The following is a 25,976-nucleotide window of genomic DNA, read 5'->3' as shown; positions in this document are numbered from 1 at the left end:
CCGAGTCCAGGCCCGACAGCGTATAGGCATCAGTGTGGCAGATGCCGGTCGCCATCACCTCGACAAGGACCTCACCCGCCTTCGGCCCGCCGATCTCGACCGTTTCGATCGTCAGCGGCTTCTGGGCCTCCCAGGCGACGGCTGCGCGTGTCTTCATGACCCGGGCCCTCCAAGGCGATCCCGATCAGGATTTCAGAACCCCGGACGCCTTCGCGATATGGGTGGAGATGAAATCCATCAGGGGGGGAGAGAGGCAATCATAGGGTTCGAGGCGAAGCTCGCGAAGCCGTGCACGAACTGCGCCCTGATTGGCCGGATCGGCCCCCGACTCGATGATCGAGGAGACGAAGGCGGCAAATTCCGGGGGCGACCAGCCGGTTTCCGGCGACAATTCGGTGTGAACGAAATCAAGGCCATAGAACGGGTGGCTCGCCTTCTCGATCCGCCCATACATATGGACGCCGCATCCCGTGCAGGCGTGCCGCTGGATGGTGGCGGACGGATCGACGATCTGCAGCTTGTCGCCGTTATCGAGGACCGTCACCTTGCTGCGCGGCGCCACCGCGACCATCGCAAACAACGCGCCCTTGGGCTTCCAGCATTTCGTGCAGCCGCAGGCGTGATTATGGGCCGATTGCGAGTCGACGCGGACCTTTACGGGGCGGTCCGTGCATTTGCAGACAAGCGTTCCGCCCTTGAAATCGGCTGAAGCCGGCGGGAGGCCGCGATCGATCGAGGGATGGATGGCAACGGTCTGCGTCATGATCTCGTCCTCCCTGTCGCCGGTATGAGCACGCGCCTGGAACGACTTCGATCCCGCGCCTGGAAATCCGGTGCTCGTCTACATGCGCCTGATGGCGCCTGTCCGGCGTGCAATGTGGAATTTTTCTCGCCTTGGCGCTTGCCCTGAAGGGAAGGGTCCCTTGTCTGCCCGCGAAGACGCGGCCCCTGCGGGCCCCGCCGAAAGTCGTTCCTTGCAAGGGGGCAGCGATGTAGAGTTGCATGGTCGAAGCGGAATGCGCGACAATGACCCACTCGATCGTATCCCTGAGCACCGCCACGACATCGGCTTCGCTGCGGTCCGAGTATTGGGCTCAGGCGCTGGGCACGCTATGCGGCCGGCTTCGCGTCGATCCATTCGGTGCCGGCACGATCGACGGGCATATCGATTATGCGACGATCCGGCAGCTGCGCCTCTGTCAGATCGAGGTCAGTCAACATCGGATTGCACACCCGGCGTCATGTCCCGAACCGGGCCGTCCCGTAAAGGTGCTGTTTCAGACCTGCGGGACCTCGCTGTTCGGACAGGATGGCCGACATCTCGTCATCGCTCCCGGAGACTGTCTCATCTACGACGTCTCCAGGCCCCATGTGATCACGAGCTCGGCGTTGACGAAGCATCACGTCGTCATCATTCCCAGGCAACTGGTGGAGCAACGTGGCGTCCCGCTCGACCCGCTTCTGGCCCAACAGGTTTCGGCTCGTGAAGGCGCGGGCCGCCTGGCCCATGATTTTGTCCTGTCCGCCTTCAGGGAGGCTCCGGCACTGGCGGCGGGCTGTGAATTGCAGGTGGCCGACACCTTGCTCGACCTCGTGCTGATGCCCTTCTTTTCAGAGACGCCCTTCAGGGGCTCGGGACGCGCGGCTCTTTCATCCCGGATCAAGGCCTTCATTCGCGAGAATTTGAGCGATCCGGATCTGGGCATCGAGCAACTTTCGGCGGCATTGGATTGCACAAAGCGCTATCTCCACATGTCCTTTGCCGATGAAGGGACGACGATCACCAGCTACATCTGGCAAAAGCGTCTCGAGAAATGCCTGGAGGAGCTCGAGTTTGGTCCAAGGCCGGGGATGACCCTGACCGATATCGCCTTTTCCTGGGGGTTCAGCAGCTCGTCGCATTTCACCCATCTGTTCAAGAAGCGCTACGGCATGCCGCCTTCGGCCATCCAAAGGCATGCTGGCGCTCCCGCGCGCTTCGGCCTCGCCCGGCCTGCTGACCCGGGCAGGGTCGCGAACGGCCCCGACGCTGATCGCAAGCGCGATCCGCTATCGGCGGCTTAGATCATCGGACCGTGTCCGGTCCGATGATCTAAGCTTCTTGTGCTTGCATCGGCTTTCCCGAAAACCGCAAGCCACTTTTCGGGCCGATGGCTTAGCTCATCGGTCCGGATATCGTACCCGGTCCGATGATCTAAGCTTCTGTGCTTGCATCGGCTTCCCCAGCCGATGGCTTAGGCAGATGCCCCTGGCGCTGCTTTCTCCCCTGCGGGCCGCCCCGTTGGTCTTCGCATTGCCCGGCAAAGGCCTGTAGGATGATGCCTCCAACGACGCTGGCGCGCGTTTTGCGGCGTCGTGGGACGGGCTGGACCACGGAACAGTTGGGAAGAGTGGATGCTTGCGATCGTCATTTCCGTTTGTCTCGTCACGGACCCCGCGATTTGCCGGAACGAGCGCATTCCGCTGGCCATCAATGTGTCGCCGAACCGATGCGCGATGAGCGCCGCCCCCTATGTTGCGCGTTGGACTGGCGAACATCCGGACTGGCGCGTCGTCCGCTGGCGCTGCGCTGGCGCGGATGAGAAGGACATTTGACGCAGGGATCAGGTACGGCCGCGTCAAACGCCCTGATAGCTCCGGTAGATGAAATCGCTGCGCTCGGATGCGGCTTCCGCCTCCGCCAGTGCGACAATCTCCCGGTGCAGCGGCGACAATGAGCAGGCGGGGTCTGTCGCGGACGCGTCGCCGGCCAGCGCCATGGCCTGGCAGCGGCAGCCACCGAAGTCCAGCTCCTTGCGCGCGCAACTGCGGCAGGGCTCCTGCATCCAGTCTGTGCCGCGGAAGGCATTGAACGCGGCGCCGCGATACCAGATCTCCGACAGGCTGGCGTCGCGCACATTGTCGAAGACCAGTCCGGCGATCGTCTCGGCCGCATGGCAGGGCAGGGCGCGCCCTGTCGGCGTGATGTTCATCAACCGCGCTCCCCAGCCGCCCATGCAGGCCTTCGGGTAACGGGCATAGTAGTCCGGCAGCACGCAATCGATGACGAGGCGCCCGGCCGTGCGGCTCCTTGCCGCTTCGACATCCGCCATCGCTGTTTCGACCTGCCGGCGCGTCGGCATCAGCCTGGCGCGGTTGACCAGGCCCCAGCCGTAATACTGCACATGCGCGATCTCGATGCGCGCCGCGCCCCACTCTTCCGCAAGCTCTACGAAAGCGGGAATCTGGTCGACGTTTTCCCGATGCACGACGGCATTGACGGTGAGGCGCAGCCCAAGGCGGGCGACGGCCGCGGCGGCTTCATGCTTGCGCTCCCACGCGCCTGCGTAACCGGCAACGCGATCGCAGGTCCCGGCGTCGACGGCCTGCATGGACAGCTGGATATGGTCGAGGCCGGCCTCGGTGACGGCGTCCAGCACGGCCGGCTGGAAGCCGACACCGGATGTGATCATGTTGGTATAGAGCCCGGCATCGTGGGCATGCGCCACCAGTTCGGCGATGTCGCGCCGCAGCATCGGCTCGCCGCCGGAAAAATAGATATGCAGCACGCCGAGTGCGGCGGCCTCATTGATCAACCGCTTCCAGTCGGCGGTCACGAGCTCGGCCGAGCGCCGGTCGAGTTCGAGCGGATTGGAGCAATAGGGGCAACGCAGGGAGCAGCGATGCGTCAGCTCCGCCAGCAGACCCATGGGCGGCGGCAATCCGAGCCGCGCCGGGGTGGTCTGCGAAAGCGTCTCGACATCGCTCACAGGTCGATCATCCTCTGATCGGCAAGGCCGCGCAGAAACGCCATGACGTCAGCGGCGATCTCGTCCCGGTCCGCTTCGAAGGTCATCGCCAGATCCTGGACGATGGCTTCGACGCTGCGCACGCCATCGATGCGCTGCAGGATCTCGACCGCCATCTCATCGGGCTCGAACACGCGCTCGGGACCAAGCAGGAACCATTGCCGGCGGCTTTCATCAAAGTGCAGGCGAACGCCACGGGGCAGGACGGGGACGATGCCTGCGACGTCGGTGGTCGTAATGCCAGCGGTCATGGGCCAGCGCCTCGCTCAGCTTCGTCAAGCGGATCGGCGCCAGGGCGACGATGGCGGGATCGACATCATGCCTCTAAGCCTCGCCTCAACGCCTCGCGCCGCGCCTCGACCCGTCACACTCCATGCGAACCCGCGCCACCACACCACTTGCCGTGCAACGATGGGCGCGTGGCGTGGCCGCGTCGCCTGCGAACACAAGAAGTCTCCCGCCCACGCCGTGGGCGGGACAGCAACAATCACGCTACAGTACCCATCCCACGCAGCCGAACCGGGCACGTGCACCCGCAGCTGCGCCTAGTGATAGCCTGTTTCTCAAAAACGGACGCTTCAGAACTGTGCGGGCGCGTAAGACGTCACTTCGCAGCCGACCGTCACTTCAATGATCGCGGGTTTTTTCCACTTGCGCATGATCGGTTTCTCCAGATCGTCGCCAGCCTTCTCAAGAGAAAGCGCCGGGAGCCTACACCCGCCGGCAGACTGTTGCAAACAGGGCCAGCTCCCCGGCCATGTCGGAAAATCTCATTGGCGAGGGCGCATCACGGCTGTCCATGCATGGTCAGCTGAGGGGGCGGCTGGGGCGGACCGGCTGGCAACCCGCTGATTTCCGTTATGAATTTCTGCCGGAAGGCCCGGCCGAAATCCTCGAACCCCTGGGCCGGCAGAACGAAGGCGCCGGGCCCGCCAACGGCGTTCTCGCCATACCAGCCCGCGAGCGTCGCAGCCTCGCTCCCTTCCAGGATCGGCAGCCCGTTGATGGTCAGGCCGATCGCAACCAGTTCATCGCGAAGCTCCGCCGGGGCGGCCTCGGGGTTGCAGTTCTCTCGTCCGTCACCGGACACGTCCAGGACGATGCGGGCCGCCCGCATCGGCATTTGCGCCGTGACCTTGTCAGCGACGAAGCGCATCATCTGCGCCATGCAGGTGAACTCGCCGCCCTGCCGCGCCAGCCGGCGCACTTTGCCTGCCAGTGCCATCGCATCGGCCGCGCTGGCGATCCTGACCCACGGAATCGAGAAGCGCGGCCGGTCGGCCCACAGGATGATGCCGATCGCAATCGCCTGGCGCGGCCCGCCGAGAATGGCCGCCTGCACGGAGGGGGCATCGAGTGCGTCCGCGATGCCGTCGATCTGCAGCCGATAGCGGCGCGCATCGACGGAATTCGAAACATCGATCGCTAGAATGAGCGCGGTATCGACGCTTCGCGGGGTTTGAGCGCTGCCGTCCCGGGCGCCAGGCTGCATCAGCAGCGCAGTCGCGATGGCGACAAGCAAAGGGCGAACAGATCGCTCGATCAACAGCACCGGCCTGTGCCTCGCAACGCGTTCGACCAAGTCACCTTACCGCCTTGTCGAGATTGCGCGCCAGTGCAAGGCCCCTGGCGGCCTCCAGGCCCTTCACCCCGATCAGGATCGCGCCGTCGAAATCGACGCCGGTCAGATCGGTATCCCTCAGATCCGCGCCGGTGAGGTCGGCTTTGGACAGATCGACATTGACCAGCACAGCCCCGGTCAGATCGGCATGCCGCAATTTGGCAAAGCGCAGGACGATGCCTGTCAGGTCGGCGTGATGCAGGATCGCGCCCGTCAGGTCGCAGCCGAAGAGCTCGGTGCGCAGCGTGGTCATCAGCGTTCCCCGCATATCCGCGTGGTTGAAGACGGCTGCGGTCAAATCGGCACCGCTCAAATCGGCGCCGCTCAGATGGGCCACGATGACGGCACGCGCGAGATTGGCGCGCCGGAACCGAGGCGCCTCGCTTGCATCATAGGTCAGGCTCGAAACGGCGCTCGGCAGCAGGAGGGTCGCGCCGGAGAGATCGGCGTCGCTGAAATCGGTGCCGATGATCACGGCCCGGTCGAGCCGGGCGCCGTGCAGATCGGTTCCCGAAAGATCGGCGCGAACGAGATCGGCGCCGAAGAGGTCGCTGCCGGCGAGCCGCGCCCGCCGGAAATCGAGGCCGCTCAGATCGAGGCGGCGCAAATCCTGTCCGCCGAGATCGGCGCGCGCGCCCGGCGCAAGCTGGAACAATCTCTGCGCAACCTCGCGAACGGTGAGCTTGGCATCGGCGACCGCCGGCATGCGCGTGCACAACAGGCCGAGCGCGACAAGTGCGGCTGTCCTGCTGGCCCGTCTGGCTGGGTTATCGGACTGCGTGATCAGCTTTCCTTTCCACTTTTCACCGGCCAGCTGCCGCGCAGCACGCGGCCGTCCGTATCCTTCGCGACTGCGCTGAGAACATCGCCCGGACCTGTCGACCGGAAGGTGAAGCGGATATTGGGATCCGCACTGAGCGAGATGCCGCCCTCCATGCGGAAGACGAGCGCATCGCCGCGCTTCACTTCGACATCGGTGATGAATTTCGCCGGGATGTAATATCCCGTCAGCTGGTTCATCTGCAGCCCGGAATAATTCGGGTGCCGGATCATCAGTTGCGCCTCGCGCGACGTCGAGGCCGGGAGGCCTCCCTCGAACTGCCGCAACTGCATCTTGCCGAGCTCGGCATCGGCCAGCTCGGCATCCTTCAGCGCCGGCGCCGAGCAGCCGCCGGATGCCTTTACATATTTGGTGGTCATGGACAGCGCTCCAGCGCTGGTTTCGACCACGGCGCGCACATTCGAATAGGCGTCGATCCGCACGCGCGTCGACAGCACGATCTCGCCCGAACCCTCGCCAAAGAAGAAGGTGGCGGCAACCGGAGCCGGATTCTTGTCGATCAGCAAGGTCAGGGTGAGCGGGGCCGACAGCTTGTCACGGTCGACCTTCACGGTCAGCGGAACCAGGGCCGCATCTTCGGCTCGGATGGGCGCTTCCAGCGTCACCAGTCCGTCCTCCTCGCTGATCGGCCGGTTCCTGAACACGTCCTGGTGGAGGCCGGGCCAGGGATCGTCCTCGGCCCGCGCCAGCGTAACCGGCAGGCCCGTGATTGCGGCGCCGACGAGATAAAGGACGCTGCGGCGTGCGATGAGCTCGGTCATGGCATCCTCCGGAACAGGCCGCCGAGCGCCGCGATCACTCCCATTCAAGCTCGGCAAACGCGGCTGTGACATTGCGGGCGTTGAACTCGTCGAACAGGAGCCAGGCCTCCCTTTCGGAGAGCCCGGCGGTCGCGGCAGCCTCGGCAATCGATCGTCCTTCTTTTATCATGCGCCGGACATCCGCGGAAATTCTTTGCAGGTACTGCTTCTGCGGTTGCACCGCCTCGGGCCAGGCCGCTACCGGCGGCCCGTGGCCGGGCACGACACGCTTTGCTGCGACCTGTTCGAGGCGGCTGATCAGCGCCAGCCAGCCGCGGATCGATCCATCCAGGACCGGGACATGCCGCATGAACAGCAGGTCGCCGAGAAAAAGCGTTCCCGAGGCGGTGTCATGAACGGTCAGGTCGTTGTCCGTATGCGCCGTCGGTTGCGCTTCGAGGACGAGTTCGCGCGCGCCGAGGTCGATGACCGATCGATCTTCGACGGCACGCGTCGGCGCGATCAGGCGGGTGCCGGCAAACGCGTCCGGACCGAGCAGCGCCGCGTTGATCGCCAGAAAGCGCTCGGCCCGCACGGCCAATGCGCGGGCCAGCCGGTGATGGGCGATGAATTCGGGCTGATCTTCGGCGAAGGCGGCGTTTCCGAACAGATGGTCGGGATGCATATGCGTGTTGATGACATAGCGAATGGGCCTGTCGGTCACGGCCCGGATTGCGGCACGCAGCGCCTGACCGATCGCCAGGCTGCCGCCGGTGTCGATCACCGCAACGGCATCGCGACCGATCACGAAGGACAGATTGGCGATGTCGCCCCGATTGGAGGGCGCGACGAGCGCGTCGGCGCCCTGATGCACGAAAACGCCAGGCGCGATCTCCGTGACGCTCAGAGGCAGGACCGACGGACCGGCCTGGGCCGCAGCCGGTGGCGCGAGTCCGCTTCCGCCGCCAGGCACCAACAGTGCGAGACAGAGCATCGCGCCGAACACGACCCGGATAGATCGCGGGATACATCGGCACCGCTTTGCAGATGCCTGCTCGTTCAGCACGCACAGCGACGAGCGCAGGTCCGGGCGCGATGGCAGGGTGGCGGCGGCCATCCGCCTTTGTAGCATGCGGAAGAAACCGTTGCCATTTCGCGCTCAGATCTTGCCGTCGCTCAAGTTGATTGGCTCTTCGATTGAATTGTGCGGCGCAGCAATTATTGCGATTGCCCCCAAGGAGGTCAGTAATCGGGGCGTGGGGCCACATCTGGATCGAATTCTGGCCGAATTCAGTCAAAAAATAGCGGTGGAATCTTGGCGCTATCTTGTCCGTCGTCGAAAAAAGGCCTACACATGCGCCGGTAGAAACCGGCTTCTACGACTGACGCCCGGTTGGCGTTGATGCAGTCGTAGCCTGAACACATGCCCAGGCGCGTGGACGCTTCGGCAGTGCAGCCGTGACACGCTATGGAGCGCTATCGAAACAGACAAGAAACGCCGGGAGGCACGTCATGCGCAAGCTTATACAATCGGCTGCTTTGTTGACGACCGTGGCTTTTCCAGTACAGGCGTTGGCGAATCCCGATGTGATCAAGCAAACATCGAACCCAGATCAATGGGCCATCCAGACTGGCGACTACGCGAATACACGATATTCCAAGCTGGACCAGATCAATCGTGACAACGTCAAGAACCTGAAGGTGGCGTGGACCTTCTCGACCGGTGTGCTGCGCGGCCATGAAGGCGCGCCGCTGGTAATCGGCAACACGATGTATGTCCATACGCCGTTTCCAAACATCGTCTATGCGCTCGACCTGAATCAGGACGGCAAGATCCTCTGGAAATACGAGCCCAAGCAGGACCCGTCGGTCATTCCGGTGATGTGCTGCGATACCGTCCACCGCGGCGTCGCCTATGCGGACGGCATGATCTTCCTGCATCAGGCCGACACCACCGTTGTGGCGCTCGACGCCAAGACCGGCAAGGAAATCTGGAAAGCCGTCAACGGCGATCCGAAGAAGGGCGAGACCAATACGGCCACTGTCCTGCCGGTGAAGGACAAGGTCATCGTCGGCATTTCCGGCGCGGAATTCGGTGTGCGTGGGCATGTCACCGCCTACGACATGAAGACAGGCAAGCAGCTCTGGCGCGCCTTTTCGACCGGCCCGGACAGCGAAATGATGATCGATCCGGAGAAGACCATGTCGCTCGGCAAGCCGGTCGGCAAGGATTCCTCGCTGAAGACCTGGACGGGCGATCAGTGGAAGATCGGCGGCGGCTCGAGCTGGGGCTGGTATTCCTACGATCCGGAAACCAACCTGTTCTTCTACGGCACCGCCAATCCCTCGACCTGGAACCCGGTGCAACGGGCCAGCGCCGACGGCAAGCCGATCGACCAGAAATGGACCATGTCGATCTTTGCCCGTGATGCCGACACCGGCGTCGCGAAATGGGCTTACCAGATGACGCCGTTCGATGAGTGGGATTATGACGGCGTCAACGAGATGATCCTCGCGGATATCCCGGTTGGCGGCCAGCCCCGCAAGGCGCTGGTTCATTTCGACCGCAACGGGCTTGGCTACACGCTCGATCGCGTGACCGGCGAATTGCTCGTCGCCCAGAAATACGACCCGAAGGTCAACTGGACCACCGGGGTCGTGATGGACAAGAACAGCCCGCAATATGGCCGTCCGCAGGTCGTGCCGGCGATGTCGACATTCCAGACCGGCCAGGACAAGAACACGAAGGGCGTCTGCCCGGCGGCGCTTGGCGCCAAGGACCAGCAACCGGCCGCGTATTCGCCGCGCACCGGCCTGTTTTACGTGCCGACGAACCATGTCTGCATGGATTACGAGCCGTTCCGTGTGTCCTATACGGCCGGCCAGCCCTATGTCGGCGCAACGCTCTCGATGTATCCCGCACCGGGCAGCCATGGCGGCATGGGCAATTTCATTGCCTGGGATGCCGGGCAGGGCAAGATCGCCTGGTCGGTTCCGGAGCAGTTTTCGGTCTGGTCGGGTGCGCTCGCGACGGCAGGCGGCGTGGTCTTCTATGGCACGCTGGAAGGGTATCTGAAGGCGGTTGACGAAAAGGACGGCAAGGAACTGTTCAAGTTCAAGACGCCCTCCGGCATCATCGGCAACGTCATGACCTACACCCACAATGGCAAGCAGCAGGTCGCGGTGCTGTCCGGGATCGGTGGCTGGGCCGGCATCGGTCTCGCTGCTGGCCTGACCAATCCAACCGATGGTCTCGGCGCGGTCGGCGGCTATGCCGGCTTGCGCGACTACACCGCGCTCGGTGGCGTGTTGACGGTCTTCACCCTGCCATGATCGGCGCGTGACGGCCGGCCGGCGCGGCTGAGCAAGTTGCGCCGGCCTTTTTGATGTCCGCGCCGTGATCACGAGCGGCGGCTACCGGAGAGGCTGAAAGTGAAACATTTCGGCATCGGCTTCGCACTTGCAACCTTCGCTCTGTTGGCGGCACTTCCGTTGACGACCAGTGGGTCGTCGCAGGACAAGCCGGCGAAGACCGAAGAAGACGGAAAATGGGCGGAGGCAGACGGCACGCCGACCTACAACATCACGGCTGATGGCAAGGTCGACTGGTACACATATTCTGGCTTCCGGCGTTATCATTCCGAATGCCATGTCTGTCACGGGCCGGAGGGTGAGGGCTCCACTTATGCGCCGGGCTTGATCGGGTCCATGAAGACAATGAAGTACATGGAATTCATGGAAGTTGTGGCTGGTGGACGCACGATCACGCGTCCCGACAAGACGAGCGTCATGCCGGCGCTTGGCGATAACGCCAATGTCATGTGCTATCTCGACGACATCTACGTCTATCTCAAGGCACGCACCGATGGCGCGCTGCCGCGCGGCTCGCGCCCGGAACGCGCCGTCGAAAAGCCGGAGACGGCCATCCAGCATGAGAAGACCTGCATCGGCTCCTAGAGCGAAGCCGGGACAAATGCACAGCGGCCATTTGTCCGGCCTTGCGACCACCCGGCCACCGGCGGAGCGCCCCCCGGCGGAGGCTTCGCGATCCGCCCGTGTCCTTCGCGGGCTGATCTGCGGCGCGATCATGCTCTTCGCGGCGGGTGGTGGCAGCCAGGCCGCCGAGACCGGCCGTGCCGATCTGGTCAATCACGAAGTCCTCCGGGTCTGCAGCGATCCCGCCAATCTGCCCTTCTCCAACGAGGCGGGGCAGGGCTTTGAGAACAAGATCGCTGAACTCGTCGCCGATGAGCTGAAGCTTCCGCTCGAATATACTTGGTTTCCGCAGGCGACAGGCTTCGTGCGTCAGACGCTGTTCGCCAAGCGCTGCGACCTGATCATCGGCTTCGCGCAGGGCGACGATCTCGTCCTCAACAGCAACCATTACTACCGCTCGAGCTATGTTCTGGTTCATCGGACAGGGCAGGGGCTCGATGGCGTCAACACGCTTGCCGATGACCGGTTGAAGGACAGGCGCGTCGGTATCGTCGCCGGCACACCGCCGGGAAACATCATGGCGATGCTTGGGCTGATGCAAAAGGCAAAGCCCTATCCCCTGACGGTCGATCGGCGCTTCGAGTCCCCCGCAGAGCAGATGATCGCCGATATCCGCTCCGGTGAGATCGATGCCGGGATTCTGTGGGGGCCGATCGGAGGCAATTTCGCCAAAAGCGGCGGCGAAGCACTGACCGTGACGCCGCTGCTCAGGGAAACGGTCGGGCCGCGCATGGCCTACCGGATCACGTTCGGCGTGCGCAATCAGGAAGATGACTGGAAACGAAAGCTGAACGAGGTCATCGCCAAGAGGCAGGGCGATATCGATGCGGTCCTGCTTGATTTTGGCGTACCGCTGCTGGACGAGGAGACGGCGCCGATCACATCGCCGCGGCGCTGATCATGCGGCGCGGGATTGCTGTCCTGGCTCTCTGTCTGGCGACGGGGTTTGCGGCCGACGGCGTGGCGGGGGACACCCCGGACGAACCCGCGGATTATCGCACCGAGAATTATCGCATGCCGGTTCCCGCGACGCTCCAGGGCGCCCGCGTCATCGACACACAGGCTGCAGAGGTTCTGTGGCGTGGGAAATCGGCGGTTTTCATCGATGTCCTGCCGCGCCCCGTGAAACCCGACAACCTGCCGGCGAACACGGTCTGGCGCGAGGCGTCGCATCGCAGCATTCCAGGTGCGGTCTGGCTGGCCAATGTCGGCTATGGCGTCGTTCCCGAACCGTTGCTGCAGGCTTTTCAGATGCACCTTGCGACGCTCACCGGCGGCGACAAGGCGAAAATACTGGTCTTCTTCTGCCTGAGGGATTGCTGGATGTCCTGGAACGCAGCCAGGCGCGCCGTCTCGTGGGGCTACGGCAATGTCATCTGGTTTCCGGAGGGCACGGATGGCTGGAGCGAGGCGCTGCTTCCGCTCGTCGAGATTGCGCCGGTTCTATGAAGCCCGCCCCGGACGGGAAGCGCCGCTGCCGCGGCTTAAAGCATCGGCCCGAAAAGTGGATTGTGGCTTTCGGGGCAAAGCCGATGCAGGCACAAAAAGCTTAGATCATCGGACCGGATACGATATCCGGTCCGATGATCGAGTCGCGTCAATCCTTCATCAGCGCCCGAATTTCGCGGGCGAGGTCGAAAGCGCGCTGCTCGATCTGCACGGGTATCTCGCAGGCGAGAGGCAGCGATTCCTGCCTCTCGGCGAAGAACCGCGTGTCCCAATTGTAGCGATCTTCCGCCGCCGTCAGTTCCGCCTTGGCCTTCTCGTCCAGCGCGGCCCTGGCGCGCAACCCACCCAGCGCCGCTCCCTGCCCCTGGATCCTCTCGGCGAGCTGCCTCTGCCGGTGCTGAAATCGCTCGATCCCTGCGAGGACCACGGCGCGATCGTCATTGATGGTCTTCAACACGCCGGCGAAGAGCGTCTTCAGCTTCTCGTCCCGCGCTGATTCCGGCTGGGCCCGGGCCCATTGCGCCAGGCTCTCCGTCGCGTTCTCCATCGGGTTGGCGCGGCTGACGAGCACCTTGATCAGGCGCTCCATCTCCGCGTCGTCCTGCCAGCTAGTGAGCGCCGCGACATCGGGGCCATCCCACATTTGTGCCGCCGTCAGCGTCGCGACCCTTCGCTGCACGCAGGGCCATTCCGGTTGGTCCGGGCGCGCCGGCAAGGCTGCGAACATGGCTACGCCGCAGGCGATCCAGAGCGCCGTGCGAATCAGGCGCTGGCCCGGGACAAAACCTCTCGGTAACGTCATGCCGTGCCTCCGGGAGCACCACGCCGACCCAGCAATCCCTTGGAGGGATTATAGGCGTAAATCGCGGCAGCGAGAAAGACGGCGGTAAAGGCCAGCACGGCCGCGAGCGAGGCAGGATCAAGCCGCGCATACAGGGCAAAGCGGATCAGTTCGACGGCGTGGGTGAAGGGATTGAAGCGGCAGATTTCATAGAGCAGCGGACTCGATTCCCGGATGCGCCACAGCGGATAGAGCGCAGACGAGGCAAAGAACATCGGGAAGATCACGAAGTTCATGACACCGGCGAAATTCTCCAGCTGCTTGATGACCGACGACATGAACAGGGCCAGCGCCCCGAGCATCAGGCTCGAGAGAAACAAGGCCGGCAGCACCGTGAGATAGCCGAGCAGGGGCGGCTCGATCTCCCAGGCATGGGCGATCAGCAGAAAGACATAGACCTGCAGCAGCGCCACCGTGCCGCCGCCGATCAGCTTCGATGTCAGCAGGAACCAGCGCGGAAACGGGCTGACGAGCAGGGTTCGCATCGCACCCGTTTCACGGTCATAGACCATCGAGAGCGAGGACTGCATGGCATTGAAGAGCAGGATCATGCCGATCAGGCCCGGCGTCACGAAGACCTCGTAGAGGACATAGGTTTCATAAGGCGGGATGATCGAGACGCCGAGAACCTGACGAAAGCCGGCGGCGAAGATGAAGAGCCAGACGAGCGGCCGCACCAGCGCGGAGAGGAAGCGTTCGCGCTGATGCACGAAGCGCAGCATCTCGCGCCAGACAATGCCGTTGAAGCAAGCGAGATAGCCGGAGAAGCCCGAGCGCGCCCGGGAAGCCGCCAGTGTCGATGGAGCCTGATCCAGTGGGATGATCTTCATGCCGCCACCGTGCTGGCAGGATTTGCATCGGCTCCGCCAGTCATCGTCGTGAACGCCTCGCGTATCGTTCCCGTGCCGGTCATGGCGAGCAGCGTGTCGTGGTCGCCGGCAAACAGGACCTGGCCCTTGTGTAAGATGACGATGCGATCGCTCGGCGCGATCTCGTCGATCAGATGCGTCGCCCACAGGACGCCAAGCCCCTGGCGCGCGACGAGCCCGCGCACCAGGGCAATAATGCTGTCGCGCGCTCCGATATCGAGGCCGACCGTGGCTTCGTCGAGCAGAAGGCAGCGCGGATCGTGCAGCAAGGCGCGCGCGATCTCGACACGGCGCGCCTGCCCGCCGGACAAGGCGCGCACCTTGTCGCGGGCCTTGTCGGCCAACCCGATGATCTCGAGCAGTTCGATCGCGCGCGCCCGCGCCGCTGCGCGACCGAACCCATGCAGTGCTGCATGGTAGGCGAGGTTTTGCAGCAGGCTCAGATCGGCGTCGAGCGTGCGGCTCTGGAACACCACGCCGATCTGCCGCAACGCCGCCGACGGGGCACGGCGCACATCATCGCCGAAGACACGGATTTCACCGCTCACATTGTCATAGAGCCGGGTGATCAGCGCAAACAGCGTCGATTTCCCCGCGCCGTTGAGACCGAGCAGCACGGTGAACGAGCCGGCCGGGACCTCCAGCGACACATCGACGAGCGCGCGCCTCTCGCCGAACGCATGGCTCACCCCGGCGACCGAGAGCGCCATGCAGTCCCGCCGATTGTCGAATTCCGCGTTCACGTGACGATGAACCGCGCCACGTTCACCAGCGATGAAGCAAGGATGCGGGCCTTCATGGCTCTCCTCCGAATGAAACGGCCGGCCTTCTGCGTGCCGGCGCCCGGATTGATCAAAATGGCGCGATGGCGACGCCCCAGGGATAGCGCCCGACCTTTACCGACTTGGTGACGCGCAGTTTTTCGACATCGATGATCGAGACATCGTTCGATGTGCCATTCGTCGTGAAGAGCTGCTTCTCGTCCGGCGTGAACGCAAGCTGCCAGACGCGCTGCCCGACCAGGAGATAGCGCTCCACCTTCAGGGTGGCGGTATCGACGACGGCGACGCGGTTGGCCGGCCCTAGCGCGACGAAGGCCGTCTTGCCGTCCTTCGTGATCTGCACGCCCACGGGCTGAATGGCGTCGGCGTTGACGCCATTGATCTGGAACGACACCTTGCCGACGGGCTTGCGGGTCTTGACGTCGATGACGCTGACCGTGCCGCCGATCTCCGAGCTGACCCAGACCTGCGATCCGTCCGGCGTGAACTCCGCATAGCGCGGGCGGGCGTCGACCAGGACATGATCGACCGTCTTGTTGCTCTGCGTGTCGATGAAATGCGCCATGTTCGTCGTCTCGGAGGTGTTGACGAGAATGGTCCCGTCCGGGCTGATGCCCATGCCCTCGGGCTCGACGCCGACGGGGATCTCCGTCACGACCGAGCCCTTCTCGATATCGACCACGGTGACGATATTGTCGTCCTCGTTGGCGATATAGAGCGGATTGCCCTTCGGATGCAGGACGAACAACTCCGGGTCGGGGCCGGATGGCAGGTTCTTGACGAAGTCCAGGGTCCTGGCATCGTAGACCTGCACGACATTGTCGTCGCTCGCGCAGATCAGCAGCCATTCGCCGTTCCGGGCAAGCGCAAGCCCGCGCGGACGCTGACCGACCTTGATGGTCTTGGTCACTTCCAGCGACGTGCTGTCGATGACGCTGACGGTGTTGTCCTTCTCATTGGAGACGAACACCGTGTAGGCGTCGGCGGTGGATGCGAACAGTAGAAGCGCACCCGTCGAAAGAAAGGAATTGAGCCGCATGGTGCTCCGTTTCCGATGATGATTTTCGAAAAACCAGGACGCGATTGGCTTCAGGCTCTGACGTCCGCTCCTATAACCTGCATTTCGTTTCCGGCCGGTCGATCCCGAGCGTATCCAGCACCGAGAACTGGTGCAAAAAACCCGGCTGCGGCGAAACCGAGACCGGGAGCTTCGGCGTCGCGATCAGGATCGGTTGGCGAAGCTGGCCATTCCAGTCCCTGAATGTCAGCCTCTGGCCCTTGAAGCCCGCGAGTTCGAACTCTACGGAGCGCAGATGCGCCGAGATCTCGGCGAATGCCGTCGAGCGGCGACGCGTCGCCGCCTCGCCGATACTGCGCACCGCGAGCCAGGTATCGTAGTCGAGCGGGCGCATCGTGCGGTTCGCCGATCGCCTGAAGCGGTTCTGGAATTGTGTCCCGCCCCATTGTTCCAGCGCGGGATGCCAGCTTGTCGCCGTCAGCCCCTGTGTCCCGACCACCGGTCGTGCCTCCCAGGTGCGAAACGGGAAGTACTCGCCAAACAATTCGGACTCGTCGGCGACGACCACGACATCATGCGCCGCCGCATTCTGGGTGAAAAGCGGGATCTGCTGCTGAACCTGCTCGTGACCGCCGTCAGTGCGTCGCGAACCGCTTTCGGTGGAGAAGGTCCGCTCCTCGACAATGCGGGCGCCGAAGCGTTTCGCCGCGCGTCGCATGGCCTCGGCGAAGGCTTGGTCCTCTGGCCGCGTTCCGAGAACCAGGAACCAGCGCCGCCATTGCTTCCAGGCGAGATACTGCGCCAGCGCATCGGCGAGCATCGCGCGCGACGGGCTCGTATGCAGGACATTGGCGCGGCAATCCGCCTCGCGAAGGTTCTCGTCCGGCGCGCCGGCGTTGAACAGCAGCACATCCCTTGTCTTCAGCGCGTCGGCAAGCATCAGAACGGTTTGAGGCCGAACGTCGAGCACGAGAAAATGCTGCCCGGCGGCGACTCGGGCTTGGACTTCGGCAAGCAGTTCGTCGGCCTTGGCGCTCTCGATGATGTCGAGGCGAAACTCCTGGCCGAGAAATCGCCCGGTATTGTTGTTGTCGGCGATGGCGAGCCGCGCGCCGGCGACACCGTCGTCGCCTGGCGGGATGTCGAGCAGCGACAGCGGGGCAGGGCGATCCTGGGACTCTCGCACCAGCAGGATGCGGATCGTCCTGGTCTCGGCCGGCGGCGCTGCAGATTGCGCGAGCGCCTTGATCGGTGCGCCGACAAGCAGCATCGCGGCGGAAAACAGAATGACGGCCGCAAGGCGCAGCATCCCGGCCTTCAGGCGAAGGTCATGGCGATGGGCCTCGCAATCCTCCATGCGCGGGCACTCCCCGGCGAATGAGCGCCGGCAACGGCCGTGAGCGTCGCCCATTCCCCGCAAAGCTGCGCCCAGCCGCAAATCGCGTCAACCGGGCGCGCTGCCGGCAAGCGGACGTCCGGAAGTTCCGCAACAGGCACGCTGCGATCCAATGGCCGGTACGAGCGGGAGTAACGTGAAAATGCTCCGGCTCGGGCGCCCCCTAATCGCACCCAATGTACTCTCCAAAGTAGAATGGGCCGCCGAAGGCGGCCCATTGCGTTATCAGCATCGCTATTGCGATCGTGTGTCGGCTAGTAGTCCATTCCACCCATTCCACCCATGCCACCGCCCGGCATCGCCGGCGCGTCTTTCTTCGGCGCTTCAGTAATCATGGCTTCGGTCGTGATCAGAAGGCCAGCGATCGAAGCCGCATCCTGCAGGGCAATGCGGACAACCTTGGCCGGGTCGACGATGCCGGCCTTGAGCATGTCCACATACTCTTCCGTCTGCGCGTTGAATCCGTAGGTCTGGGACTTGTTGTCCGTGATCCGGCCGACCACGATCGAGCCCTCAACACCCGAGTTTTCCGCGATCTGGCGGATGGGAGCTTCCAGCGCCCTGAGCACGATGCTGATGCCGGCTTGAACATCGGGGTTACGACCGGTCAGCTTTCCGACGGCGCCTTTCGCGCGCAGCAATGTCACGCCGCCGCCCGGCACGATACCTTCTTCGACAGCAGCGCGGGTGGCGTGCATGGCGTCGTCGACACGGTCCTTTTTCTCCTTGACCTCGACCTCAGTCGAGCCGCCGACCCGGATCACCGCGACGCCGCCGGCGAGCTTGGCCAGGCGCTCCTGGAGCTTCTCGCGGTCGTAGTCCGAAGTGGTCTCCTCGATCTGGGCCTTGATCTGGGTGATACGGGCCTCGATCGCGGTCTTGTCGCCCGCCCCGTCGATGATCGTGGTGTTCTCCTTCTCGATAAGCACCCGCTTGGCGCGGCCCAGCATGTCGAGCGTCACCTTTTCGAGTTTGATACCGAGATCTTCCGAAATCGTTTGGCCAGCGGTCAAGACGGTGATGTCCTCGAGCATGGCCTTGCGGCGATCGCCGAAGCCAGGCGCCTTGACGGCTGCCACCTTCAGGCCGCCACGGAGCTTGTTGACGACGAGCGTGGCGAGAGCCTCGCCTTCGATGTCCTCGGCGATGATGAGCAGCGGCTTGCCGGACTGGACTACCGCCTCGAGGATCGGCAGCAGCGCCTGGAGCGACGACAGCTTCTTCTCGTGGACGAGGATGTAGGGGTCTTCCAGCTCGGCGACCATCTTCTCGGCATTGGTGATGAAGTACGGGGAGAGGTAGCCGCGGTCGAACTGCATGCCCTCGACGACGTCGAGCTCGGTCTCGGCGGTCTTGGCCTCCTCGACGGTGATCACGCCCTCGTTGCCGACCTTCTGCATCGCCCGGGCGATCATGTCGCCAATGGCCTTGTCGCCGTTGGACGCAATTGTGCCGACCTGACTGACTTCCTCGGAGGAACCCACCTTCTTCGCCCTGGCCGCGATGTCTTTCACGACCGCGGCTACGGCGATATCGATGCCGCGTTTCAGGTCCATCGGGTTCATGCCGGCCGCGACCAGCTTGAGACCCTCTTTCATGATCGCGGTGGCAAGCACCGTCGCGGTCGTGGTGCCGTCTCCAGCGAGATCGTTTGTCTTCGAGGCGACTTCGCGCACCATCTGGGCGCCCATGTTCTCGAACTTGTCGGCGAGCTCGATCTCCTTGGCGACGGCGACGCCGTCCTTGGTGACGCGCGGCGCGCCGTAGGACCTGTCGATGACCACGTTGCGGCCCTTCGGACCGAGCGTGACCTTGACCGCGTTATTGAGCATTTCGACGCCCCGCAGCATCCTGTCGCGTGCATCGGTCGAGAATCTGACGTCTTTGGCAGCCATGACTTGGAACTCCGGTGGGGGGCGCGGCTCAGGCCGCCTTCTTCTTGAGTGCGGCGGCGCCCTCGATCACGCCCATGATGTCGGCCTCCTTCATGATCAGGAGGTCTTCGCCGTCGATCTTGACCTCAGTGCCCGACCATTTGCCGAACAGGACGCGATCGCCCTTCTTGACATCGAGCGGCGTCAGCTTGCCGGCTTCGTCGCGGCCGCCCGGGCCGACGGCGATGATTTCGCCCTCCTGGGGCTTTTCCTTGGCGGTATCGGGGATGATGATGCCACCCTTGGTCTTCTCTTCGCCTTCAAGGCGCCGGACCACGACGCGATCATGCAGCGGACGGAATTTCATGAGTTCCTCCATGTCGACAATTTGTACGAGGTGGCGGGCTCTCGACCGGAGCCTCTGCGGCCGACGATCCGGCGCCCCATCCGCTTCACGTCGGACGGTTCAGCATCGAACACAAAAGCATTGTTAGCACTCTTGCCGTGTGAGTGCCACGGAATTGATGGCGCGCGATTGGCCGCTACGCCGCCTCCACCACCTCGTCGTCCCGATGGGAGGCGCTTACGCATAGTGTGTCGGGCTATTTCTAATGCTGGATTGATAAATCTGGATTTCATTCCGGATTTTCGTGAATTTTATTACGTAAAGAAATATCATTCAAAAATAAAAAGATAGAGCATTTCTGCGGAATGCACGCTATACAGCCGGTTGATCAACTCGCGTGATACTCCATCAAGCGGGCTCATGATTGAGATTATTTCTCGGCCGCAGAGATTTGTTCTCATTGCGGAATCGCCATTATTCTTGCGGCGGCGCACCCAGAGCGCGCTTGCCGCTTAGGGCGACATCAGGTGCAATGCCGGGAAGGATCTGTGCGCGCCCCAGACTCTATGCTTCGGGACTTGTGTCACGGAGCGGCGTCGGTCGTGCATCTTTGCCGAATGAAGGCATGCGCCTTCGACGCGACGCGCGATGGATGACGACACCCGTCCGCGCTGCACGGTTGTGAACAGCCGAGCCGCATTGGCCGGTCCCAGCCCGAGCGTCGCGCAGGTCATCCCATGACGCGGATCACCTGATCCACGGAGGACCGCGCAACGCGCGATCATCCCGTTATCCGGGCCGCAGTCCTGCTCCAGCGATGGAGCGGTATCTGGCCCGTTCGATGCGCTCAACCAGCGCACGATGCCGCTCGCGATGGGGCCCGCCCCCTCAAGACCTGCGCCATTGAAGCCGTCGCCGACCATTGCCGCATCGATCGACAGCCGTCGATCGATCACTGGCGATGCGAACCAGGAGACCGATATGGCGCTCGAACAGGCCTGCGTGCAGGTGATGGCCAAACCCTGGGGGACGACCGATCTCCGGCCCTGGAGCGAGGTCGAGCATGACGGCGTCGCGATCGGCGAGCTCTGGTTTCAACGCCGCGACGTGCACGCGGCGGAGCCCGCGTTGCTGCTCAAATTGTTGTTCACGCAGGAGGCCTTGTCGATCCAGGTGCATCCGGACGACGCCTTCGCGCAAGCGATGGGACTGGCTCACGGCAAGACCGAAGCCTGGTACATCCTCTCCGCCACGCCGGATGCCACGATCGGCGTTGGGCTGAAATCGGCCCACACGGACGCAGAACTGCGAGCTGCCGTCACGGATGGGTCGATCACCGACCTCGTCCAATGGCGCAAGGCCTGCGAGGGCGACGTCATCTTCGTGCCCGCCGGAACGATCCACGCAATCGGCCCTGGTCTCGTCCTCGCGGAAATCCAGCAGCGAAGCGACACGACGTTCCGCCTGTTCGACCATGGCCGCCAGCGCGAGCTTCACATCGAGCGCGGCGTTGCAGCCGCCCATGCCGGGCCGGCCGCTGTCCAAGCGCCGGCGCGGCGCCTCAGCGATGCCAGGACCCTGCTCGTCGCGAGCCCGTATTTCGTCCTCGAACGGTTCGATCTGGCTTCAGGATCGGCCTGGGACCTGCGTGCAACGCGTGAAACCTGGCTGGTCGTCATCGCTGGCGCCGCCAGGCTCGGCACGTTGCAGGCGGGCGTCGGCGAGGGCTGCTTCATCGAGGCCGAGAGCATGCGCATCGAGGCAGGTCGCAACGGCCTGACCTGTCTGGTGGCCTACGACGCTGCAAGCCCCTGTCCCGACCTTCTGCATGACGTCCCCGGAAGCGATGCGAATGCGCCAGGCGACGTCGTTTCTCAGCCGCCCCTGCCGCTCCCGGCGCTGGCGGGTCCGTCCAACCCCTTCCCGGAGGCCCGCCCATGAGCCCACTCCAGCGCATTGCCTTCATCGGCAACTCACTTCCGCGTCGCTGCGGAATCGCGACCTTCACGACGGACCTGCAACAGGCGATCGCCTCGTCCGACACGGATCTGGAAACCGCGATCGTGGCCATGAACGACCATGGTCATGCCTACGATTATCCCCCCTCCGTCCGGTGCCAGATCGGCGACGACCGGCTGGAGGATTATGCAGGGGCCGCCGACTTCCTGAATGACGGCCGGTTCGACGTCGTCTCGCTCCAGCATGAATTCGGCATCTTCGGCGGTGAAGCCGGGGGGCACATCATGGCGCTGCTGTCGCGCCTGAAAATGCCGGTCGTCACCACGCTCCACACCGTCCTGTCCGAGCCCACGCCGGTGCAGCGCGACGTCATGGAGCAGATCGTCGACGCCTCGACGCGTATCGTCGTCATGGCCGAGAAGGGGCGCGAGCTGCTGCGGACAGTCTACCGACTCCCCGCCGACAAGATCGAAGTGATCCCGCACGGCATTCCAGATTTCGCTTTCCTCGCGCCCGACGACGCCAAGGCCAGGCTCGGGTTCAGCGGCCGCTCCGTCATCCTGACCTTCGGCCTGCTGTCGCCCAACAAAGGCATCGAGGTGATGATCGACGCGATGCCTGCGATCCTGAGACGCCGCTCCGATGCGGTCTATGTCATTCTGGGCGCAACCCATCCCAATCTGGTCCGCGAGCAGGGAGAGTCCTATCGCGCCGGCCTGATGCGCCGCGTGCGCGAACTCGGCGTCGAGGATCATGTGGTCTTTCTCGACCAGTTCGTCGATCAGGCGACCCTGCTCGGCTTCATCTCGATGTGCGATGTCTATGTCACGCCCTATCTCAACGAGGCGCAAATGACATCGGGCACGCTGGCCTATAGTTTCGGCCTCGGGAAAGCTGTTGTCTCGACGCCTTACTGGCATGCACAGGAGCTGCTCGCCGACGGGCGCGGCATTCTGGTGCCGTTCGGTGACGCGATTGCCATCGGCGATGAGATCGCGGGGCTGCTGACCGATGTCGAAAGGCGCCAGGCGATGCGGCTGCGCGCCTATGCCAGCAGCCGTTCGATGACCTGGGAGCGAACCGCCAAACGCTATCTCGGCGCATTCGAGACGGCACGTCGGGGCCGTGCGCTGAGCGTTATTGCCGGCCCGGCCGTGGCAATGCCTTCGCCGCAAATCTCTGCGCCGCCGGAAATGCGGACAGGCCATCTCCTGTCCATGTGCGACGACACCGGGTTGTTCCAGCATGCCGTTCATTCCGTGCCGGATCGCGCGCATGGCTACTGCGTCGATGACAATGCCCGCGCGCTGCTCCTCGCCTGCGCATTGAACAGCACCGGCGAACAGCACCTGGCGGACGCGCTGACGGCCCGCTTCGCATCCTTTGTCCAGCACGCCTGGAATCCCGATATGCGACGCTTCCGCAATTTCATGAGCTTCGACCGGCGCTGGCTGGAAGATGCCGGTTCGGAGGACAGCCATGGACGGACGCTCTGGGCGCTGGGCGAATGCGCGCGCAGCGATGTCAGCCCATCGCGTCGGCAATGGGCGGCCGCCCTGTTCGCGCAGGCCTTGCCCATCGTCGAGAGCTTCACCTCGCCTCGCGCCTGGGGCTTCACCCTGCTTGGTCTCGACGCCTACTGCGCCGTCGCCGGGGCGCCGCCGACCGCCATCTGGCTGCGCACGCTGCTTGCCGATCGCCTGCTCCGCCTGATGTCGGCGGTCGAGACACCGAACTGGGTGTGGTTCGAGGACGGGCTTTCCTATGACAACGCGCGCTTGCCCCAGGCCTTGATCGCAACCGGAGCCTCAATGAAGGTTCCAGGCTATCTCGAGGCCGGATTGCGCTCGCTGCGCTGGCTCGCGGATCTACAGACGACGCCCGCAGGCTTGTTCAGGCCTGTCGGCTCCGACAGCTTTGGCGAGAAGCGTCGCGCGCCCAGGTCCTTCGACCAGCAGCCGCTGGAGGCCACGGCGACCATCTCGGCCTGTCTCGCGGCCTGGCGCGCCGATGGCGATCCGCAATGGCGGACCGAGGCCGCACGCGCCTTCGCCTGGTTCCACGGCCATAACGACATCTCTGCGCCGCTGGTCGATCTGGAAACCGGCGCCTGTCGCGACGGCTTGCATCCCGACCGGGCAAATGAGAACCGCGGCGGCGAATCCGTGGTATCCTATCTTCTCAGTCTCGCCGAGATTCGCCAGCAAGCCCGCATCAGCGGGGATCGCCCGAAACTGGCGCCGCTTCGGGCCTTGCATGCCTGAGCCTTCGGTGATCGCGCACAAACAGACTGGGGTCGCCTTGTCCCAACCCGCCTTCCTGAATCGCCAGGCCCTGTATTTGCGCCCCGATCCCTCCAGGGTGGTGGTGCGCCGGTTCGGCCCCGCGACCGAACCGAGAGACCTCAACCCGATCGACAAGACCCGGGCGAACCATATCGTCGACCGGGTCCTGGCGCTGGATTGCGATACGGCCGAGAGCCTGCTCTCCGACGTGCTGGAGAATTTCAAAGGCCGGCACCGGAACCTGCTCGCACGGTTCGAGGAGCGCGCCGACGAGATGGAAGGCGCCTTCGCGACGCATTGCGACTTCACCAAGATCCAGCGCCAGCTGGTCGGAGCCTATTTCCTTCATGAATATTCGTTCGAGGCAGCGGCTCTCTTCAACCCGAGTATCGTTTCGCACCCTGATCAGTCCGGCGCGCCTCCAGACGGGCGCCGCTTCGTCCTGAGCGTTCGTGCGGTTGGCGAGGGACATATCTCGTCGCTGACGTTCCGCTCGGGCTCGATCGCCAGTGACGGCAGCGTCAGCGTCGATCCGACATCGCGCCTGGCCTCGATCGCCACCTTGCGCAACCGCATGGCGCGTCTCGACGGCGACGACGTCGAGGTCGTCTTTTCGCCCGATGGCGACATCAGCGAGCGGGTGATCTTTCCCATTACCGGATCCCAGTCGAACGGCATCGAGGACGCGCGGTTCGTCGCGTTCGACGACAATGGGAGGACGGTGTTTCGGGCGACCTACACCGCCTATAATGGCCGGGCGATCCGGTCCGAATTGATCGAGACCAGCGATTTCCTGTCGTTTCGAATGTCGCCGCTGCGGGGAACGGCCGCAGCGAACAAGGGCATGGCGCTGTTTCCTCGCAAGATTGGCGGTCGCTACGCCATGATCGCGCGGCAGGACAACGAGAACCTCTATCTCATCTATTCCGACGACCTTTTCACCTGGGACGGCGGGGTGGTGATCCTGAGGCCGCAATTCCCGTGGGAGTTCGTTCAGATCGGCACCTGCGGGTCCCCGATCGAGCTTGACGAGGGCTGGCTGCTGTTGACCCACGGCGTCGGGCCGGTTCGGAAGTACTCGATCGGAGCGGTTCTTCTCGACAAGCAGGATCCGTCGAAAGTCCTCGCGCGTTCCCGCGAGCCGCTGGTTCGGCCGGAGCCCTCCGAACGCGAAGGCTATGTTCCCAACGTCGTCTACACCTGCGGTGCGATACGCCATAACGACCACATCATCCTGCCCTACGCGGTCTCCGACACGTTCTGCAATTTCGCGACGATCAGGATCACTGCGCTCATGCAAGCCATGGAACACTAGGGTTCTTCCGGGCAGGGGCTTGCGAGAGAACCTCCCATCGGATGCGAGCAAGTTGAGAGAAGATCCCGCCTGCGCTTGCTCAGAGTAAGCGTCGACTTCTTTATGCGTCATGCCTTCGTTCAGTGAAGCCAAACTGAGCAGGAATGGTGAATCAAAATGACGGCAGACTTGGCCTGGTCTATGCGCGAAGATGACGCGGCCTTCGCGCTTGCTTAATTACTGAAAGAAGCGCGTAGTGAATTGTCGCCTCCCTTCAAACTGAACCGAGAGCGAGTCGCGGTGTCGATGTGGCGCCGGTCGACACTGGATTTTCATCTTGCACGGCAATGGCCAGATCATCTGGCGCAACGGCACGCGCCAGCCGGCATCGTTCAGCTTCAGACCGTCACTGAATGCGCGGGGCATATGTTCCGGGCATCTTGTCGCGAACCTGAGCCGGATAGACCCTGTGCAGTTCGCCTTTCCGATCCACCTGATCCGGGATGACGGAGACGTCCTGGACCTCGTGATCACGGGCCATCGCGACGATGGGGCGGTCTTCATCGCTCATCCAGTTGGAGCGGGCATCGAGGAACCATGTCATGACAACCGACTATAAGGCAGGCGATGTCATCAGCCTGGCCTTCGGCTTCTTCGACAGAACCGGCGTCGGAAACTACGAGATCACACGGGTATTGCCCGCGAGCGAGAATGGACAGCGGCAATACCGGGTGCGTGGGGCCGATGGTCACGAGCGCGCCATCGGAGAACTCCAGATCCGGGCGGGCGTCACGCAAATGAACCATTTCGGAAACCTGAAATAGCCGCGGCGTTCAGCAGACAGTCGAGCAAGCGGCCCTGATATCATGGCAGCGAA

General features: G+C 63.7%; 26 protein-coding genes and 1 pseudogene. 10 read left to right on the top strand and 17 right to left on the bottom strand.

What is annotated here, in order from left to right; genetic code table 11:
- Positions 1-157: pseudogene (locus FG93_RS32075) on the bottom strand (S-(hydroxymethyl)glutathione dehydrogenase); the annotation flags it as partial.
- A gap of 27 nt (positions 158-184) precedes the next feature.
- The gene (gene gfa / locus FG93_RS26375; RefSeq protein WP_043240560.1) at positions 185-763 is read right to left on the bottom strand and encodes an S-(hydroxymethyl)glutathione synthase; all 579 of its coding nucleotides are present in this window, start codon (positions 761-763) and stop codon (positions 185-187) included.
- Positions 764-1,026: 263 nt separating this feature from the next.
- On the opposite strand from gfa, the gene FG93_RS26370 reads away from it, so the two are divergent.
- Together FG93_RS26370 and FG93_RS26365 are read left to right on the top strand one after the other, a co-directional pair.
- On the top strand, positions 1,027-2,064 hold the full coding sequence (locus FG93_RS26370; protein WP_081881902.1) for a helix-turn-helix domain-containing protein: 1,038 nt from the start codon (positions 1,027-1,029) through the stop codon (positions 2,062-2,064).
- 330 nt (positions 2,065-2,394) lie between these two features.
- Positions 2,395-2,595 carry a hypothetical protein gene (locus tag FG93_RS26365; RefSeq protein ID WP_043240557.1) on the top strand — a complete coding sequence of 67 codons (201 nt, stop codon included), beginning with the start codon at positions 2,395-2,397 and terminating at the stop codon, positions 2,593-2,595.
- A 23-nt stretch (positions 2,596-2,618) separates the two neighbouring features.
- Here FG93_RS26365 and pqqE read toward each other — a convergent pair whose 3' ends face one another.
- The 7 genes from pqqE to FG93_RS26335 form a co-directional block, all read right to left on the bottom strand.
- Complete coding sequence (gene pqqE / locus FG93_RS26360; protein ID WP_052514234.1) at positions 2,619-3,689, bottom strand: pyrroloquinoline quinone biosynthesis protein PqqE; 1,071 nt, start codon at positions 3,687-3,689, stop codon at positions 2,619-2,621.
- Between the two features lie 56 nt (positions 3,690-3,745).
- Positions 3,746-4,039 (bottom strand): pyrroloquinoline quinone biosynthesis peptide chaperone PqqD, encoded by a 294-nt coding sequence (pqqD, locus tag FG93_RS26355; protein ID WP_081881899.1) that lies wholly within the window; start codon positions 4,037-4,039, stop codon positions 3,746-3,748.
- A gap of 327 nt (positions 4,040-4,366) precedes the next feature.
- The gene (pqqA, locus tag FG93_RS34090; RefSeq protein ID WP_113511953.1) at positions 4,367-4,447 is read right to left on the bottom strand and encodes a pyrroloquinoline quinone precursor peptide PqqA; all 81 of its coding nucleotides are present in this window, start codon (positions 4,445-4,447) and stop codon (positions 4,367-4,369) included.
- 128 nt (positions 4,448-4,575) lie between these two features.
- Positions 4,576-5,334 (bottom strand): DUF1194 domain-containing protein, encoded by a 759-nt coding sequence (locus FG93_RS26350; protein WP_244448747.1) that lies wholly within the window; start codon positions 5,332-5,334, stop codon positions 4,576-4,578.
- A 37-nt stretch (positions 5,335-5,371) separates the two neighbouring features.
- Positions 5,372-6,115, bottom strand: a complete 744-nt coding sequence (locus FG93_RS26345) for a pentapeptide repeat-containing protein (RefSeq protein ID WP_043240551.1) — start codon at positions 6,113-6,115, stop codon at positions 5,372-5,374.
- A 77-nt stretch (positions 6,116-6,192) separates the two neighbouring features.
- Complete coding sequence (locus tag FG93_RS26340) at positions 6,193-7,011, bottom strand: quinoprotein dehydrogenase-associated SoxYZ-like carrier (RefSeq protein WP_043240549.1); 819 nt, start codon at positions 7,009-7,011, stop codon at positions 6,193-6,195.
- Positions 7,012-7,045: 34 nt separating this feature from the next.
- Positions 7,046-7,984 (bottom strand): quinoprotein relay system zinc metallohydrolase 2, encoded by a 939-nt coding sequence (locus tag FG93_RS26335; protein WP_043240679.1) that lies wholly within the window; start codon positions 7,982-7,984, stop codon positions 7,046-7,048.
- A 518-nt stretch (positions 7,985-8,502) separates the two neighbouring features.
- Here FG93_RS26335 and FG93_RS26330 point away from each other — a divergent pair.
- The 4 genes from FG93_RS26330 (at position 8,503) to FG93_RS26315 (ending at position 12,435) form a co-directional block, all read left to right on the top strand.
- Entirely contained in the window at positions 8,503-10,323 is a 1,821-nt protein-coding gene (locus FG93_RS26330) for a methanol/ethanol family PQQ-dependent dehydrogenase (RefSeq protein WP_043240546.1), read from the top strand.
- A gap of 144 nt (positions 10,324-10,467) precedes the next feature.
- Positions 10,468-10,947, top strand: coding sequence for a c-type cytochrome, methanol metabolism-related (locus FG93_RS26325; RefSeq protein ID WP_052514232.1), 480 nt, complete (start codon positions 10,468-10,470; stop codon positions 10,945-10,947).
- A gap of 130 nt (positions 10,948-11,077) precedes the next feature.
- A complete protein-coding gene (locus tag FG93_RS26320) occupies positions 11,078-11,884 on the top strand; it encodes a substrate-binding domain-containing protein (protein WP_052514231.1) in 807 nt (268 codons plus the stop codon).
- A 2-nt stretch (positions 11,885-11,886) separates the two neighbouring features.
- Positions 11,887-12,435 carry a PQQ-dependent catabolism-associated CXXCW motif protein gene (locus FG93_RS26315; RefSeq protein ID WP_043240543.1) on the top strand — a complete coding sequence of 183 codons (549 nt, stop codon included), beginning with the start codon at positions 11,887-11,889 and terminating at the stop codon, positions 12,433-12,435.
- Positions 12,436-12,583: 148 nt separating this feature from the next.
- Here FG93_RS26315 and FG93_RS26310 read toward each other — a convergent pair whose 3' ends face one another.
- The 7 genes from FG93_RS26310 to groES form a co-directional block, all read right to left on the bottom strand.
- The gene (locus FG93_RS26310) at positions 12,584-13,237 is read right to left on the bottom strand and encodes a hypothetical protein (protein ID WP_052514224.1); all 654 of its coding nucleotides are present in this window, start codon (positions 13,235-13,237) and stop codon (positions 12,584-12,586) included.
- Entirely contained in the window at positions 13,234-14,106 is an 873-nt protein-coding gene (locus FG93_RS26305; RefSeq protein ID WP_052514223.1) for an ABC transporter permease, read from the bottom strand. The genes FG93_RS26310 and FG93_RS26305 overlap by 4 nt, the downstream gene beginning before the upstream one ends.
- A complete protein-coding gene (locus tag FG93_RS26300) occupies positions 14,103-14,855 on the bottom strand; it encodes an ABC transporter ATP-binding protein (protein WP_043240670.1) in 753 nt (250 codons plus the stop codon). Before FG93_RS26300 ends, FG93_RS26305 begins: the two co-directional genes overlap by 4 nt.
- Positions 14,856-14,997: 142 nt before the next feature.
- Positions 14,998-15,966: a YVTN family beta-propeller repeat protein gene (locus FG93_RS26295; protein ID WP_043240540.1), complete on the bottom strand. Its 969-nt coding sequence runs from the start codon at positions 15,964-15,966 to the stop codon at positions 14,998-15,000.
- A 70-nt stretch (positions 15,967-16,036) separates the two neighbouring features.
- Positions 16,037-17,302 carry an ABC transporter substrate-binding protein gene (locus FG93_RS26290; protein ID WP_244448746.1) on the bottom strand — a complete coding sequence of 422 codons (1,266 nt, stop codon included), beginning with the start codon at positions 17,300-17,302 and terminating at the stop codon, positions 16,037-16,039.
- A gap of 293 nt (positions 17,303-17,595) precedes the next feature.
- Positions 17,596-19,236, bottom strand: a complete 1,641-nt coding sequence (groL, locus tag FG93_RS26285; RefSeq protein WP_043240537.1) for a chaperonin GroEL — start codon at positions 19,234-19,236, stop codon at positions 17,596-17,598.
- A 28-nt stretch (positions 19,237-19,264) separates the two neighbouring features.
- On the bottom strand, positions 19,265-19,582 hold the full coding sequence (gene groES, locus FG93_RS26280) for a co-chaperone GroES (RefSeq protein WP_043240668.1): 318 nt from the start codon (positions 19,580-19,582) through the stop codon (positions 19,265-19,267).
- Positions 19,583-20,542: 960 nt separating this feature from the next.
- On the opposite strand from groES, the gene FG93_RS26275 reads away from it, so the two are divergent.
- Genes FG93_RS26275 through FG93_RS26265 form a run of 3 tightly spaced genes read left to right on the top strand, consistent with a single transcriptional unit; the run spans position 20,543 to position 25,120 of the window.
- On the top strand, positions 20,543-21,502 hold the full coding sequence (locus tag FG93_RS26275) for a class I mannose-6-phosphate isomerase (protein ID WP_043240666.1): 960 nt from the start codon (positions 20,543-20,545) through the stop codon (positions 21,500-21,502).
- Positions 21,499-23,784, top strand: coding sequence for a glycosyltransferase family 4 protein (locus FG93_RS26270; RefSeq protein ID WP_043240535.1), 2,286 nt, complete (start codon positions 21,499-21,501; stop codon positions 23,782-23,784). Before FG93_RS26275 ends, FG93_RS26270 begins: the two co-directional genes overlap by 4 nt.
- 37 nt (positions 23,785-23,821) lie before the next feature.
- Complete coding sequence (locus FG93_RS26265) at positions 23,822-25,120, top strand: glycoside hydrolase family 130 protein (RefSeq protein ID WP_043240664.1); 1,299 nt, start codon at positions 23,822-23,824, stop codon at positions 25,118-25,120.
- Positions 25,121-25,505: 385 nt separating this feature from the next.
- Here FG93_RS26265 and FG93_RS26260 read toward each other — a convergent pair whose 3' ends face one another.
- Complete coding sequence (locus tag FG93_RS26260; protein WP_043240533.1) at positions 25,506-25,703, bottom strand: hypothetical protein; 198 nt, start codon at positions 25,701-25,703, stop codon at positions 25,506-25,508.
- On the opposite strand from FG93_RS26260, the gene FG93_RS26255 reads away from it, so the two are divergent.
- Complete coding sequence (locus FG93_RS26255) at positions 25,702-25,923, top strand: hypothetical protein (protein ID WP_043240530.1); 222 nt, start codon at positions 25,702-25,704, stop codon at positions 25,921-25,923. The genes FG93_RS26260 and FG93_RS26255 overlap by 2 nt on opposite strands.
- Positions 25,924-25,976: the final 53 nt, after the last annotated feature.

Source organism: Allobosea sp. LC85 (genome assembly GCF_000735605.1).
Classification (GTDB): domain Bacteria; phylum Pseudomonadota; class Alphaproteobacteria; order Rhizobiales; family Beijerinckiaceae; genus Allobosea.
Note: the sequence above shows the minus strand (reverse complement) of the source record. Positions and strands in the feature narration are given on the sequence as shown.

Excerpts from the sequence above, each read along its gene's own strand:
- FG93_RS26340 (WP_043240549.1), bottom strand. The coding sequence starts at position 7,011 with ATGACCGAGCTCATCGCACGCCGCAGCGTCCTTTATCTCGTCGGCGCC.
- groES (WP_043240668.1), bottom strand. The coding sequence starts at position 19,582 with ATGAAATTCCGTCCGCTGCATGATCGCGTCGTGGTCCGGCGCCTTGAA.
- FG93_RS26255 (WP_043240530.1), top strand. The coding sequence starts at position 25,702 with ATGACAACCGACTATAAGGCAGGCGATGTCATCAGCCTGGCCTTCGGC.
- FG93_RS26260 (WP_043240533.1), bottom strand. The coding sequence starts at position 25,703 with ATGACATGGTTCCTCGATGCCCGCTCCAACTGGATGAGCGATGAAGAC.
- FG93_RS26290 (WP_244448746.1), bottom strand. The coding sequence starts at position 17,302 with ATGGAGGATTGCGAGGCCCATCGCCATGACCTTCGCCTGAAGGCCGGG.
- pqqD (WP_081881899.1), bottom strand. The coding sequence starts at position 4,039 with ATGACCGCTGGCATTACGACCACCGACGTCGCAGGCATCGTCCCCGTC.
- FG93_RS26345 (WP_043240551.1), bottom strand. The coding sequence starts at position 6,115 with ATGCCGGCGGTCGCCGATGCCAAGCTCACCGTTCGCGAGGTTGCGCAG.
- pqqA (WP_113511953.1), bottom strand. The coding sequence starts at position 4,447 with ATGCGCAAGTGGAAAAAACCCGCGATCATTGAAGTGACGGTCGGCTGC.
- FG93_RS26330 (WP_043240546.1), top strand. The coding sequence starts at position 8,503 with ATGCGCAAGCTTATACAATCGGCTGCTTTGTTGACGACCGTGGCTTTT.
- FG93_RS26320 (WP_052514231.1), top strand. The coding sequence starts at position 11,078 with ATGCTCTTCGCGGCGGGTGGTGGCAGCCAGGCCGCCGAGACCGGCCGT.
- FG93_RS26305 (WP_052514223.1), bottom strand. The coding sequence starts at position 14,106 with ATGAAGATCATCCCACTGGATCAGGCTCCATCGACACTGGCGGCTTCC.
- FG93_RS26365 (WP_043240557.1), top strand. The coding sequence starts at position 2,395 with ATGCTTGCGATCGTCATTTCCGTTTGTCTCGTCACGGACCCCGCGATT.
- FG93_RS26275 (WP_043240666.1), top strand. The coding sequence starts at position 20,543 with ATGGCGCTCGAACAGGCCTGCGTGCAGGTGATGGCCAAACCCTGGGGG.
- FG93_RS26310 (WP_052514224.1), bottom strand. The coding sequence starts at position 13,237 with ATGACGTTACCGAGAGGTTTTGTCCCGGGCCAGCGCCTGATTCGCACG.
- FG93_RS26315 (WP_043240543.1), top strand. The coding sequence starts at position 11,887 with ATGCGGCGCGGGATTGCTGTCCTGGCTCTCTGTCTGGCGACGGGGTTT.
- pqqE (WP_052514234.1), bottom strand. The coding sequence starts at position 3,689 with ATGGGTCTGCTGGCGGAGCTGACGCATCGCTGCTCCCTGCGTTGCCCC.
- FG93_RS26300 (WP_043240670.1), bottom strand. The coding sequence starts at position 14,855 with ATGGCGCTCTCGGTCGCCGGGGTGAGCCATGCGTTCGGCGAGAGGCGC.
- FG93_RS26270 (WP_043240535.1), top strand. The coding sequence starts at position 21,499 with ATGAGCCCACTCCAGCGCATTGCCTTCATCGGCAACTCACTTCCGCGT.
- FG93_RS26335 (WP_043240679.1), bottom strand. The coding sequence starts at position 7,984 with ATGCTCTGTCTCGCACTGTTGGTGCCTGGCGGCGGAAGCGGACTCGCG.
- FG93_RS26370 (WP_081881902.1), top strand. The coding sequence starts at position 1,027 with ATGACCCACTCGATCGTATCCCTGAGCACCGCCACGACATCGGCTTCG.
- groL (WP_043240537.1), bottom strand. The coding sequence starts at position 19,236 with ATGGCTGCCAAAGACGTCAGATTCTCGACCGATGCACGCGACAGGATG.
- gfa (WP_043240560.1), bottom strand. The coding sequence starts at position 763 with ATGACGCAGACCGTTGCCATCCATCCCTCGATCGATCGCGGCCTCCCG.
- FG93_RS26295 (WP_043240540.1), bottom strand. The coding sequence starts at position 15,966 with ATGCGGCTCAATTCCTTTCTTTCGACGGGTGCGCTTCTACTGTTCGCA.